The sequence below is a fragment of the Bacillus sp. JJ1609 genome, from assembly GCF_036967045.1.
In the GTDB taxonomy this organism is placed as follows: Bacteria; Bacillota; Bacilli; order Bacillales; family Cytobacillaceae; genus Mesobacillus.
The window spans coordinates 75,449-89,539 of record NZ_JBALSS010000024.1 but is presented as its reverse complement, the minus strand read 5'-3'; the positions used below and the strand labels follow the sequence as shown (position 1 = coordinate 89,539).

The following is a 14,091-nucleotide window of genomic DNA, read 5'->3' as shown; positions in this document are numbered from 1 at the left end:
TAAAGTAAACCAGGAGGTTGCAGGCTATGCGCAAAACTAAAATTGTTTGTACGATTGGTCCCGCAAGTGAAAGTGTAGATAAGTTAGAGGAATTAATGGTAGCTGGTATGAATGTTTCCCGTTTAAATTTTTCTCACGGCAATCATGAAGAACATGCTGCACGTATCAAGAATATCAGAGTAGCAGCTGAGAAAACAGGGAAGAAGGTAGGTATCCTTCTTGATACTAAAGGCCCTGAAATCCGCACGAACGATATGGAGAATGGTGCAATTGAGCTTCAGACAGGCCAAGAATGCATTATTTCCATGAAAGAGGTTCTTGGTACACCGGAAAAGTTCTCTGTTACTTACGACAGATTGATTGAAGATATTCACACGGGAGCTAAAATTCTTCTTGATGACGGCTTGATCGGACTTGAAGTAATCAGCGTTGATAAAGCAAATAATGAAATTAAAACTAAGGTAATGAACAGCGGAACACTTAAGAACAAAAAAGGCGTTAACGTTCCTGGAGTATCTGTAAAGCTTCCTGGAATCACAGAAAAAGATGCACAGGATATACTTTTCGGCATCGAGCAAGGTGTAGATTTCATTGCTGCATCTTTTGTACGCCGTGCAAAGGATGTCTTGGAAATCCGACAGCTGCTTGAAGAAAACAACGGGTCACATATCCAAATCATACCTAAGATTGAAAACCAGGAAGGCGTAGACAACATCAACGAAATCCTTGAAGTATCTGATGGCTTGATGGTTGCCCGTGGAGATCTTGGGGTTGAAATTCCTGCTGAAGAAGTGCCTCTAGTACAAAAGGATCTTATTAAAAAATGTAATGCTCTAGGTAAGCCTGTTATTACAGCAACACAGATGCTGGATTCTATGCAGCGCAACCCGCGCCCGACTCGTGCTGAAGCAAGTGACGTAGCAAACGCTATTTTTGATGGCACCGATGCAATCATGTTATCAGGTGAAACGGCTGCAGGACAATATCCTGTTGAGGCTGTTCAAACTATGCACAACATCGCTTCTCGCGCAGAGCAAGCGCTGGACCATAAGGAATTATTATCAGCCCGTAGCAAAGATACTGATCACAATATTACTGATGCTATAGGGCAATCGGTTGCACATACAGCATTAAATCTTGATGTAAATGCGATTATCACTCCAACTGAAAGCGGCCATACTGCAAGGATGATTTCAAAGTACCGTCCTAAGGCACCAATTATTGCTGCTACATCAAATGAACATGTTGTCCGCCGTCTTGCGCTAGTTTGGGGAGTATATCCACAGCTTGGACAAAAAGCTGAAACAACTGATGAAATGCTCGCTGTTGCAGTAGATGAAAGTGTGAACAGCGGTCTAGTATCCCATGGCGACTTGGTGGTCATCACTGCTGGGGTTCCAGTTGGTGAAGCAGGCACAACGAACCTGATGAAGATTCATGTTGTAGGGGATGTTCTTGCCAAAGCACAGGGGATTGGCCGTAAATCAGCATATGGACCGGTAGTTGTCGCTAAAGATGCTCAGGAAGCTTTAAGCAAGGTAAAAGAAGGAAGCATTCTTGTTACAATCGGTTCTGACCGTGAAATGGTTCCTGCCCTTGAAAAATGCAGTGCATTAATTACAGAAGAAGGCGGTTTGACGAGCCATGCGGCAGTAGTTGGACTTAACCTTGGAATCCCTGTAATCGTTGGCGTTGAAAATGCAATGAAGCTATTCCGTGATGGCCAAGTAATCACAGTAGACTCTGCAAGAGGCGTTATATATAACGGCCGTGCCAGCATTTTATAATAATATGTAAAGGGATGGGGAAAACCCATCCTTTTTTTATATGATTGGAAAGTATAAAATTCACTTCGAGAATTGTCCAGCTCCATCACCTAGCCCCTTGAGTCGCATATCTAGTTTCGGTTTCGGTCCCGAGACCCTTTCAGCTCCTAATTAATCTCAATTATTTGTATTCTCAATAAGGCGGCACATATAATAGAGAGACAGGCTAAACGAAAATGATGAGGTGGAAGATGAAATATTTTTTTCTGTTTTTAGTTCTTGTACCGGCAGCTGAGATCGGCGTCCTTCTATACTCGGGACAAACAATTGGCGTTTGGCCAACCATCGCTATGATTATCCTTACAGGTTTCCTTGGGGCATTCCTTGCCAAACAGCAAGGGCTTGAAACAATACGGAAGACTCAGGAACAATTGAGAAGAGGGATGATGCCAGGGGATGCTATTCTCGATGGTGTAAGCGTATTGGTTGGCGGCACCCTGCTGCTCACTCCTGGTTTTATTACAGATATTATGGGAATCTTGCTGCTGGCCCCGCCAACGAGGAAGTTTTTCAAGGTTTTAATGATGAAGGCTTTCCGAAATTGGATTGATAAAGGGAACATCAAGGTGATTCGGTAATATTACCTGTCTTTGATGCTCATCAAATTAAAAACGCCAACCAATGGTTGGCGTTTTATTATTAACGCTTCTTACTTAATGATCTCCTCATTTTTCCCCTTGATGAAAATCCATAAATCACGGAATACATTTGCCCGTTGCAAAGTATTGAAGATGACAAGAACGACTGGCCCGACAATCAGTCCAAGGAACCCAATCGTCTTAAATCCGACAAACAAGGCAATCAATGTCGCAAGCGGATCTAACCCGATACTGGAAGAGAGGATTTTTGGCTCCATGATCTGGCGCTGCACAAGGACGATGATGTATAGAATTCCTAATCCAATGGCAGTGCTCATTTCTCCGGTAATTGCCTCGTAAATGATCCAAGGTACAAAAACAGCTCCGGTGCCAAGATAAGGGATGATGTCAACTATGCCGGTTACCAGGGCGATAGTTATCGCATAATCCACACGCAATATTAACAGCCCGATTAAGATAATGACAGTAGTAATGGAAATCAGTGTTGCCTGTGCCTTTACAAAGCCAAAGAGAGCTTTCTTCAAATCTGCAAATACGGTCTTGCTGCTGCTTCTGGCTCGATTAGGCAAGAAACGTGTGCCCATTGAAGACAGGCGGTACCAGTCTTTACTGATGAAAAAGGTACCAAGTAATGAAAAAATCAATACTGTTGCTGCATTTGGCAGCCAGGAAAGGATATTAGGAATATTCCCGAAAAAGTTTTTAATAAAATTGCCAGCTGTTGTCCCGATGGAAGCACCGACATTCTGGATATTATTCATTATTGAATCTTGCTGCCCTGCTTCAAGGTTTTGAAACAACCCGGCCAATTGATTGTAAAGCGGGATAATTTGTGCGGCAAATAAATGTTCTATGTAATCAATCAGTGTTACAAGATGATCTGGAACAACCCTTGCCAGATATTCAGCTCCCGAAGCGATTTCAACTACCAGCAATGTGATAAGTCCAGCAAATACGGAAATGATCAGTATCAGAGCGACTGTTACCGCCAGCGCTCTTGGCATCTTAGCTTTTGCTTGAAGAAAATTGACAAGGGGATTCATCATGAAGGCAATTAAAAAACCGATAATGAATGGATAAGTAACTTTTGAGACATAAAACAATGCCATTGCGCCAGCAACGATAGCGCCGATAACGAGAATAAACCTTAAAGTTCTATACAAATAAACGGGATTCAAGCAATTTCCTCCTTTTGAAATATAACTGAACTGAGTCGGTCTGTTATGTATATATCTTAACAGTTGTCCGGCAATCCGAAAAGTTTCCTCTAATATACGGTGTATGTGTAAAAAAGATTCGACTTGAAAATAAAAAATCCTTTAAGGGGTAAAGTTAAATTATGCAACGTTGAAGGTACAAACTATAAGGGAGTATAATCAAGAGATAAAATATGAAGCAGCTGCCTCTTTAATTGGTGTAATATTTTTAATTATGTTACAATAGTTTTAACCGTGGAAGGATGAAAATTTTATGCTGGAACCAATGCTTTTTTTATTAACGCTTTTGGCAATAGCTTTCCTGGCCAAAAACCAGTCATTAATTATTGCAGTATTGGTTTTGCTCGTTATGAAGATTGTGGGTTTCGAAGCAAAAACCTTTTCCATCATTCAGGGGAAGGGAATAAACTGGGGTGTTACGGTTATTACTATTGCAGTTTTAGCACCAATCGCTAGCGGTGAGATTGGCTTCAAGGATTTATCAGGAGCTTTTAAATCACCTTATGCATGGATTGCTCTTATTTCAGGAATGGCAGTAGCCTTGCTTGCAAAAGGTGGAGTTACTTTACTCGCAGAAGATCCTCATATAACAACTGCTCTTGTACTTGGAACAATTCTTGCTGTTTCTCTATTTAAGGGAGTGGCAGTGGGACCGTTGATTGGCGCAGGTATTGCTTTCGCTGCAATGAAAATATTTGAATTTTTTAAATAGCTTTTTTCTTGCTCATTTCGTAATTTTCGATTGCGAATTACTTGTTAAGAGAACTTATTCGATTAAAGCATTAAAAAAGTAATATGGTTGAAGATAACTATAAACAAAAAACTGCTCTTAATGAGAATACAGTCTTTTTGTAAAATAATATTTTATATTGTTTTAAGTTGTTTTCATTCACAAATGTCAGATAATTGTTTATAATAGGACTTGTAACTGCTTCCATACTTTAATAGGGAATAGAAGCAAGATTCCACGGCGTTTTTTTAATAGAACAAAATGTAAGCATTTTCTTTTTGCGGATTGCCTGAGCAAGCGCTCAATAAATTTGGCAAAACCAGCTGATAATGGTCTGTCGCCGGAGCAGTGAACCGGCTTTCTGTAGCCTTGCAGGCTTATAAAGTGTCAGAAATTTCTTTTTTCTGATAGCTGTTAGTTAACAGCATTTTCAACATACAGACAAAATGGGATATGGGGAAATTAACTACAAAGGAGAGATTGAGTATGTCAGTAACACGTGGTCTTGAAGGAGTAGTGGCAACAACCTCCTCAATCAGCTCAATTATTGATGATACGCTGACTTATGTTGGCTATGACATTGATGATTTAGCTGAGAACGCTAGTTTTGAAGAAGTAATTTACTTACTATGGCATCGCAAGCTTCCTACTCAAGCTGAACTGGAAGAATTGAAGAAACAGCTTGCAGAGAACGCTGCATTGCCTAAGGAAGTACTTGAACATTTCAAGATGTATCCGATCGATAAGGTTCATCCGATGGCGGCTCTGCGCTCGGCTGTATCTCTTTTAGGTTTATATGATAATGAAGCAGATGTTATGGAAAAAGAAGCGAATTACCAGAAAGCAATTCGTCTCCAGGCAAAAATGCCTAGTATCGTTACGGCTTTCGCAAGAGTAAGAAAAGGTCTTGAACCTATTGCTCCAAGAGAAGACCTGAACTTTGCAGCAAACTTCCTTTATATGCTGACTGGCAAAGAACCGGATGAAGTAGCTGTAGAAGCAATGAATAAAGCGCTTGTCCTGCATGCTGACCATGAGTTGAACGCATCTACATTCACAGCACGTGTATGTGTTGCGACTCTTTCAGATGTCTACTCAGGCGTTACAGCAGCAATCGGTGCGTTAAAAGGACCTCTTCACGGCGGAGCAAATGAAGCGGTGATGAAAATGCTGACTGAAATTGGTACGCTTGAAAATGTCGAGCCAGCAATCCGTGAAAAGCTTGCTAACAAAGAAAAAATCATGGGCTTTGGACATCGTGTATATCGTCAGGGAGATCCTCGTGCGAAGCACTTAAGAGAAATGTCCAAGAGATTGACTGAGATTACTGGTGAACCACACTGGTATGAGATGTCTACGAGAATCGAAAACATTGTTACAGGCGAAAAGAATCTTCCGCCAAACGTTGATTTCTACTCAGCTTCTGTATATCACAGCCTGGGTATTGACCATGACCTGTTCACCCCAATTTTTGCTGTTAGCCGTGTTTCTGGATGGCTTGCTCATATCCTTGAACAGTATGACAACAACCGTTTAATCCGTCCGCGCGCTGACTATACAGGACCTGGAAAACAGGAATACGTGGCAATCGGATTAAGATAATTTAGAAAATAAGGAGCAATATTTTACTTTTTAGTGAAAAATTGCTGTAATAGGAGAGTGTGGGAAGTTAAGTATCTAATCCAGTTTCACAATTGTGTGCGAGATTCCGATGCTTGGCTTCCAAAATGAAAGGTTAGGGGTGAGTTCGCCTGCTAACCTTTGATTCTGTTACTGATTTCGAAGGGAGAGAATAAAATGCAAGGTGAAAAAATTACAGTTAAAGATGGAGTATTAAACGTACCAAACAATCCAATCGTTCCATTTATCGAAGGTGACGGAACAGGTCCTGATATCTGGGCGGCTTCTGTACGCGTTCTTGATGCAGCTGTTGAAAAAGCATATAAGGGTGAACGCAAAATTGTCTGGAAAGAAGTTTTTGCGGGAGAAAAGGCATTCAACCAAACAGGTGAATGGCTTCCAAATGAAACATTAGAATTGATCAATGAATACCTTATTGCTATTAAAGGACCACTAACTACTCCTGTTGGCGGTGGAATTAGATCTCTTAACGTAGCGTTGCGCCAGGAATTAGATTTATTCGTTTGCTTACGTCCAGTACGCTGGTTCGAAGGAGTGCCTTCTCCTGTTAAGCGCCCTCAAGATACTGACATGGTTATTTTCCGTGAGAACACTGAAGATATCTACGCAGGAATTGAATATGCAAGCGGCTCTGAAGAAGTTAAGAAAGTACTTGAATTCCTTCAAACTGAAATGGGTGTTAAGAATATCCGTTTCCCTGAGACTTCAGGTATCGGCATCAAGCCTGTGTCCAAGGAAGGAACAGAGCGTCTTGTACGTGCAGCGATCAATTACGCCATCAAAGAAGGCCGTAAGTCTCTAACGCTTGTACATAAAGGCAATATCATGAAGTTCACAGAAGGTGCGTTCAAAAACTGGGGTTATGAGCTTGCTGAAAATGAATTTGGTGATAAGGTCTTCACTTGGGCTCAATATGACAAGATCAAGGAAGATCAAGGTGCTGATGCAGCGAACAAAGCTCAAGCTGATGCTGAAGCTGCAGGCAAGATTATCGTTAAAGACGCAATCGCTGACATTTTCCTTCAGCAGATTCTTACACGTCCAAAAGAATTTGATGTTGTTGCAACAATGAACCTGAACGGCGACTACATTTCTGATGCTCTTGCGGCTCAAGTTGGCGGCATCGGTATCGCTCCAGGAGCGAACATTAACTATGAAACTGGACACGCTATTTTCGAAGCTACTCACGGTACTGCTCCGAAATATGCAGGTCTAGACAAAGTAAATCCTTCTTCAGTTATTCTATCTGGTGTTCTTTTGCTTGAACACCTTGGCTGGACTGAAGCAGCTAACATGATTGTCAAGTCTATGGAAAAATCAATCGCTACTAAGGTTGTAACATATGATTTTGCACGTTTGATGGACGGAGCTACAGAAGTTAAGACTTCTGAGTTCGGTGATGAACTGATCAAGAACATGGAATAATTAAGGTGCAAAGGCTATCCTTTTAATGAGGATAGCCTTTACATAAAATTTTTTCAAAGTATCCATAAATATGTACCTTCTGAGGGGGAAGCCTTATGTCATTGAAACGTAAAAAGATTTCAGTCATTGGTGGAGGATTCACAGGAGCAACTACAGCATTCTTGCTGGCACAAAAAGAACTTGGGGATGTAGTATTAGTCGATATCCCGCAAATGGAAAACCCAACAAAAGGTAAAGCGCTGGATATGCTTGAAGCGAGCCCGGTTCAAGGCTTTGATGCCAACATTACTGGTACATCAAACTATGAAGATACTAAGGACTCTGACATCGTAGTCGTTACAGCTGGTATTGCCCGTAAACCTGGCATGAGCCGTGATGACCTTGTCCAGACAAACCAGAAGATCATGAAAAATGTTGCACAGGAAATTGCCAAACACTCTCCTGAATGCTTTATCGTAGTTCTGACAAACCCGGTTGATGCAATGACTTATACTATTTTCAAAGAGTCCGGTTTCCCTAAGAATCGTGTAATCGGCCAATCAGGGGTACTTGACACTGCGCGCTTCCGTACATTCGTGGCACAGGAATTAAACCTGTCAGTTAAAGACGTTACTGGTTTTGTTCTTGGCGGCCACGGAGATGACATGGTTCCTCTAGTACGTTATTCTTACGCTGGAGGTATTCCGCTAGACACACTTATTCCTAAAGATCGTCTTGAAGCAATCGTTGAACGTACACGCAAAGGCGGCGGAGAAATCGTTAACCTTCTTGGAAACGGCAGCGCATATTATGCACCTGCTGCGTCATTGGTTGAGATGTGCGAAGCGATTCTTAAGGATCAGCGTCGTATATTGCCATCTATTGCTTATTTAGAAGGCGAGTATGGATACGAAGGCATCTATCTTGGTGTTCCGACAATCCTTGGTGCTGGCGGAATCGAGAAAGTAATCGAGCTTGAATTAACTGCAGAAGAGAAAGCTGCACTTGATAAATCTGCTGATGCAGTCCGCAATGTTATGTCCGTGCTTGCTTAATCACTAACTGATTATTATTAAATAAGCTGTGTTTTAGCAGAGCATGAAATAAGAGAATCGGGGAATATTCCCCGATTTTTTTTCACAAGTTAATAAGTATATTGTTTTTGGACAAGGGAATGGAATGCAAGTATCTAAACTTCTATTGCAAAGGGGTAAAGGCTATGCTGCTTGGAAAAAAACGCAAGCTCGGCAGGAAACTTGAAGAAATTAATGTCGGCGAAAAACTGACGTTAACTGAAAAAATAGAGGATAAAGATTTACTTTTGTATTTAGGATTAACGAATGATTCGAATCCTTTATATATACAGCATGACTACGCTTCGCAAACGCCTTATGAAAAGCCGATCGTTCCAGCGATTATGCTTAATGGGATCATAACTTCAGCTGTTTCGAAATATTTGCCGGGACCTGGAAGCAACATTTTAAAACAGGATATAGAGTTCGTAAAGCCAGTTTACCATTATGGTACTGTTCAGTTTCTATTTGAGGTAACCGAGGTAATCAAGAGCAAGCATACAGTAGAAATCACTGTTTCAGGGAAGAATGAAAATGATGAAACCGTGATTAAGGGGAAACTGCTTGTATGTCCGCCTTATCCAGTCCAGCGAATGGACGGTAGGGCATTGGAAAATTTTTAAACGAAATGGGGATATACATGATAAATGTATATCCCTTTTTTTATCTTTAAAATTTGATTTTCATTGATAGGTTGATATTATAATGTAGATAGTGCTAAATGGATGAAAACAGGGGTAATAACTTTTTTGGAGGCTTATATGGACAAGAAGGTCTTGGTTGTTGATGATGAACAGTCAATCGTGACGCTGCTCAAGTATAACCTGGAACAGGCAGGTTATATTGTGGTAACTGCAATGGATGGTGAGGAAGGAATCAATCTTGCTGCAGAAGAAAACCCGGATTTAATGATATTGGATTTAATGCTTCCGAAGCTAGACGGAATTGAAGTTTGCAAGCAGCTACGTCAGCAGAAAATAAACGTGCCAATTTTAATGCTTACTGCCAAGGATGACGAGTTTGACAAAGTGCTTGGCCTTGAGTTGGGTGCGGATGACTACATGACAAAACCTTTCAGCCCTCGCGAGGTTGTAGCAAGGGTAAAAGCTATTTTGAGACGGGTGCAGACTCTTCCGGACGCTGTAGAGGAAAAGCAGGAAGATGAAGGACAAATCAAAATCGGAGAATTAAAGATTCTTCCTGAATTTTATGAAGCCTATTTCTTGGGTGAATTGCTGGAACTGACTCCTAAAGAGTTTGAGTTGCTGCTGTTTCTTGCCAGGAATAAAGGCAGAGTGCTGACACGAGATCAACTGCTGAGTTCTGTATGGAATTATGACTTTGCGGGTGACACAAGGATTGTTGACGTACATATCAGCCATTTGCGCGAGAAAATTGAGCAAAACACGAAAAAACCATCATATATTAAAACCATTCGCGGACTGGGATATAAGCTGGAGGAACCTAAGGGAGAATGACAAAATACCGGACACGTCTTTTGTTTGCCCTTATTACCCTGATCATCATCGTTTTGGTAGGTTTGGGCTTAGTGCTAGGTCAGTTATTTAAGAACTACTATATTCATTCATTCAATGAACGGATAAAAATAGAAATGAGCCTTTTAACAGCTAATATCGAGCAAAATGGCGGTTTGGACAAGCTGGATATAAATGAAATTGAACGAATGGGCGACCTCCTGAATGCAAGGATTACCCTTGTGGATATGAATGGTGACATCCGTTATGATACGGGCAAAATTTCGACTATTAATACTAGCAGACATAAAGATATTATCGGTGATATCGTTCAAGATACGCCAAGAGAACAAAGTGATCTTGAAATTGGCGGAGGATATGACCTTCATTATTATTGGAAACCGCTCATTCATAAAGATAAAAAAGAAGGATACGTTTTTTTAACGACACAAATCAATGAACTGCAAAAGGCATATCGGCAGATTTGGTGGATTCTTACGATCAGTTTGGGATTGGCTCTTAGTCTAATTATTCTGCTTGGTACAAGAATTACCAACCGCTATACGAAGCCAATTGAATCTGCAACAAATGTCGCGATCGAGCTTGCCAAGGGGAATTATCGAGCAAGGACTTATGAGGATCATATTGACGAAACGGGTATGCTCAGTGCATCCATTAATATTCTGGCAAGAAACCTGCAGGAGTTAATGAAAGCGAAGGAATCCCAGCAGGACCGTTTGACTACCCTGATTGAAAATATGGGCAGTGGATTGATTTTGATAGACAGCAGAGGCTATATAAATTTAATCAATCGTCCATATAGAGAAATATTCAGCGTGGACCCTTCAGCCTACCTTTATAAGCTTTATTATGAAGTTATTGAACATGAAGAGATTTCCCAAATGGTTGAAGAAATTTTCATGACAGAACAAAAGGTCCGTAAACAAGTTGTATTGCCTTTGGAAATCGAACGCCGCCATTTTGAAGTTTATGGGGTACCGATTATCGGGACAAACAATGTTTGGAAAGGGATTCTGCTGGTTTTTCATGATATTACCGAATTGAAAAAGCTTGAACAGATGCGGAAGGATTTTGTCGCAAATGTTTCACATGAGTTAAAGACCCCGATCACTTCCATCAAGGGCTTTTCAGAAACGCTGCTTGATGGTGCCATGCATGATAAAGGGACACTTGAAGCATTTCTGGATATTATTTTAAAAGAAAGCGATCGTCTTCAGGTCCTTATCCAGGAGTTGCTAGACCTATCCAAAATTGAACAGCACGGATTCAAATTAACAATCGGCAAAGTCGACTTGTTGAAGGGAATAACGGAAGTGCTTGAAATTTTAAGAGGTAAGGCAGAAGAGAAAGGCATTACCCTAGTATTGGGACAAATCAGCGAAAATATGGTGATTGAAGGCGATCCAGACAGGATCAAACAAGTGTTTATCAATCTGGTAAGCAATGCGATTACCTATTCTCCAAATCATGGGACCATTTCGATTTCGGTATTTGACAAGAAAGATATGGTTTCTATTGAAGTAATGGATTCCGGGATTGGAATTGAAAAAAGTGAAATCCCTCGTATCTTTGAACGCTTTTACCGTGTGGATAAGGCCCGAAGCAGGAACTCTGGTGGTACAGGGCTGGGATTGGCCATTGTAAAACATATTGTCGAGGCCCATAAAGGAAATATTGAAGTTACAAGTGAGGTCGGCAAAGGGACAACTTTTACGATAAGGCTTTACAAGCGGTTTCCTGGTTGATGATCTTAAATGTTAGTTTACCAAGCCTAAGAAAGAGCCAGTTGGGTGTCCCGATGGCTCTTTCTTATTTTTGCATAAATTTACAATAGCTTAACAAGGGGTTTATTTTTTCTTAACACTAAGTTGCTACAATCATTAGTGAAAACCCCTTCATCCAAGGAGCTAGAGAAAAGCACAAGCAGACCCCGCTTGTGCTTTTTTCCATTGTCTAAAAACCTATTTTGAATTATGATTCTTTTGAAACTTTTGTCAAGGGTGTTTCGTAAATACCAATTATAGACAGAAGTGCAGAAAGAGGGGAATAAAATGGTGAGTTTAAAAAAGATATATCTTACCAGCGGGATCGTGGTTCTTGCTATTATTTTAGGTCTGTTGGCGTTTACGACCTGGTATACCGTTGATGAGTCTGAACAGGCTGTGATATTGACATTCGGCAAGGTAGAGGATGGCATCAGCGATCCAGGATTGCATTTCAAGCTGCCCTGGCCAATTCAAAGTGTAGAAAAGCTATCTAAGGAGACATTTAGCCTTCAGTTTGGTTATGAAGAAAAGGATGGAGAAATCAAAGAGTTTCCTGATGAGACGAAAATGATTACCGGCGATGAAAATATCGTGCTTGCGGACCTTGTGGTGCAGTGGAAAATAACCGACCCGGCAAAATTCTTATACAATGCGGATAATCCAAGGGAAATTCTTTATGATGCAACATCTGCATCTGTAAGAAGTATAGTCGGAAACTCAAAAATAGACGATGCGCTGACTTCCGGTAAAGCGGAAATTGAAGCAGATGTGCGTGATTTGCTGTCATCGCTTATAGAAAAATACGATATGGGTGTTTCTGTTCTTGGCGTAAAGCTCCAGGATGTTGAATTGCCCAATAAAGAAGTGCGTAAGGCATTTACTGATGTAACGGATGCCCGTGAAACGATGAATACTAAAATCAATGAAGCGAAGAAATACCGGAATAAACAGCTTAATGAGGCTCAAGGTGAGAAAGATGCCTTAATTTCTCGTGCTGAAGGTGAAAAAGCGGCGAGGGTTGAACGTGCAAGAGGTGACGTGGCCGTCTTCAACAAGCTGTATGTGGAATACAAACAGAGCCCAGATATCACAAAACAGCGGCTTATACTTGAGACGCTTGAACAAGTTCTGCCCGGCAATGAAATATACATCATGAACGATGAAGGGAACACGATGAAGTATTTCCCGATTCGTCCTCTAGAGACTGAAAAGCCTAAGTCGGAAAAGGAAGGCAGTGAAAAGGATAATGGCTGATCAAAACGTTATTAATATGAATGAAAGAACAGGCGGATCATTCAGTTGGAGAAAATACACGAAAATTGGGATCTTCCTGATTATTCTTATCACCCTGCTCATTTTGATATTCACAAATGTTTTCATCGTGAAGCAAGGGGAGTACAAAGTGGTCCGCCAATTTGGTGAGGTAGTAAAGATTATCAAAGAACCGGGTCTTAATTATAAAATACCTTTTGTCCAAAGCGTCACAACTCTGCCAAAGCACCAAATGACATATGACGTTTCACAGGCGGAAATCAACACGAAGGATAAAAAGAGAATTTTAATAGATAACTATGCCATCTGGCGAATTGAAGATCCAAAAAAGATGATTTCAAATGCAAGGACGCTTGATGGCGCGGAATCCAGAATGGAAGAATTCATCTATTCCGTAGTCCGTTCTGAGCTTGGCCAGCTGGACTATGATGAAATCATTAATGATGAAAAGTCCTCCAGAGGTTCATTGAATGACAGAGTCACAGATAAAGTAAATGAACTATTAGCAGGCGGAAATTATGGAATCATGGTTACCGATGTCCGTATGAAGAGAACGGATCTTCCTGCTGAAAATGAAAAGTCTGTTTTTACAAGAATGATCTCTGAACGGGAATCTAAGGCACAGGAATACCTCTCAATGGGTGACGCGGAAAAGAACAGGATTGTTGCCCAAACAGATAGGGAAGTACAGGAAATCCTCGCTAAGGCGTCAGCAGATGCTGAAATGATCAGAGGTGAAGGTGAAGGGGAAGCGGCTAAGGTTTACAACCAGAGCTTCTCGAAGGACCCTGAATTCTATACGATGTTCCGTACACTCGAATCATATAAGAAAACAATTGATGGTGAAACCGTCATTGTCCTGCCATCAAATTCACCGTATGCTCGAATGCTGATGGGCTATACAAACTAATATTGTGCTGCCCTGAAAAGGCCGTTATTTTTCTTTCTATCATCTCTCATGATAAAATAGGAAGTAATTTAACGGTCTTTTTTTACATTAAAAAAGAAGGTTCTGTTAAAGCACAATTTTGTTTTTAAAAACCTGTTTTTGTAGTGGAAGGCGCGAA

At 40.9% G+C, this 14,091-nt stretch carries 12 protein-coding genes; 11 read left to right on the top strand and 1 reads right to left on the bottom strand.

Annotated elements, in window-relative coordinates; all coding sequences use genetic code 11:
- Nucleotides 1–26: 26 nt before the first annotated feature.
- Entirely contained in the window at nt 27–1,787 is a 1,761-nt protein-coding gene (gene pyk, locus V7654_RS16800) for a pyruvate kinase (RefSeq protein WP_335431819.1), read from the top strand.
- Nucleotides 1,788–2,017: 230 nt separating this feature from the next.
- Nucleotides 2,018–2,404: an FxsA family protein gene (locus V7654_RS16795; protein ID WP_335431817.1), complete on the top strand. Its 387-nt coding sequence runs from the start codon at nt 2,018–2,020 to the stop codon at nt 2,402–2,404.
- Between the two features lie 71 nt (nt 2,405–2,475).
- Here the strand turns inward: V7654_RS16795 and ytvI are convergent, their stop codons facing one another.
- The gene (gene ytvI / locus V7654_RS16790; protein ID WP_335431814.1) at nt 2,476–3,603 is read right to left on the bottom strand and encodes a sporulation integral membrane protein YtvI; all 1,128 of its coding nucleotides are present in this window, start codon (nt 3,601–3,603) and stop codon (nt 2,476–2,478) included.
- A gap of 292 nt (nt 3,604–3,895) precedes the next feature.
- Here ytvI and V7654_RS16785 point away from each other — a divergent pair, with 292 nt between their 5' ends.
- The 9 genes from V7654_RS16785 (at nt 3,896) to hflC (ending at nt 13,934) form a co-directional block, all read left to right on the top strand.
- Entirely contained in the window at nt 3,896–4,354 is a 459-nt protein-coding gene (locus tag V7654_RS16785) for a DUF441 domain-containing protein (RefSeq protein ID WP_335431812.1), read from the top strand.
- 504 nt (nt 4,355–4,858) lie between these two features.
- Nucleotides 4,859–5,974, top strand: a complete 1,116-nt coding sequence (gene citZ, locus V7654_RS16780; protein WP_335431810.1) for a citrate synthase — start codon at nt 4,859–4,861, stop codon at nt 5,972–5,974.
- 195 nt (nt 5,975–6,169) lie between these two features.
- Nucleotides 6,170–7,438: an NADP-dependent isocitrate dehydrogenase gene (icd, locus tag V7654_RS16775; RefSeq protein WP_335431807.1), complete on the top strand. Its 1,269-nt coding sequence runs from the start codon at nt 6,170–6,172 to the stop codon at nt 7,436–7,438.
- 95 nt (nt 7,439–7,533) lie between these two features.
- Nucleotides 7,534–8,472 (top strand): malate dehydrogenase, encoded by a 939-nt coding sequence (mdh, locus tag V7654_RS16770; protein WP_335431805.1) that lies wholly within the window; start codon nt 7,534–7,536, stop codon nt 8,470–8,472.
- 164 nt (nt 8,473–8,636) lie between these two features.
- Nucleotides 8,637–9,113 carry a MaoC/PaaZ C-terminal domain-containing protein gene (locus V7654_RS16765; protein ID WP_335431803.1) on the top strand — a complete coding sequence of 159 codons (477 nt, stop codon included), beginning with the start codon at nt 8,637–8,639 and terminating at the stop codon, nt 9,111–9,113.
- A gap of 138 nt (nt 9,114–9,251) precedes the next feature.
- Nucleotides 9,252–9,968, top strand: coding sequence for a response regulator transcription factor (locus tag V7654_RS16760; protein WP_335431800.1), 717 nt, complete (start codon nt 9,252–9,254; stop codon nt 9,966–9,968).
- Nucleotides 9,965–11,731: a two-component system histidine kinase PnpS gene (gene pnpS, locus V7654_RS16755; RefSeq protein WP_335431798.1), complete on the top strand. Its 1,767-nt coding sequence runs from the start codon at nt 9,965–9,967 to the stop codon at nt 11,729–11,731. Before V7654_RS16760 ends, pnpS begins: the two co-directional genes overlap by 4 nt.
- Nucleotides 11,732–12,037: 306 nt before the next feature.
- The gene (gene hflK / locus V7654_RS16750) at nt 12,038–13,006 is read left to right on the top strand and encodes an FtsH protease activity modulator HflK (protein WP_335431795.1); all 969 of its coding nucleotides are present in this window, start codon (nt 12,038–12,040) and stop codon (nt 13,004–13,006) included.
- Nucleotides 12,999–13,934, top strand: a complete 936-nt coding sequence (gene hflC / locus V7654_RS16745) for a protease modulator HflC (RefSeq protein WP_335432021.1) — start codon at nt 12,999–13,001, stop codon at nt 13,932–13,934. The genes hflK and hflC overlap by 8 nt, the downstream gene beginning before the upstream one ends.
- Nucleotides 13,935–14,091: the final 157 nt, after the last annotated feature.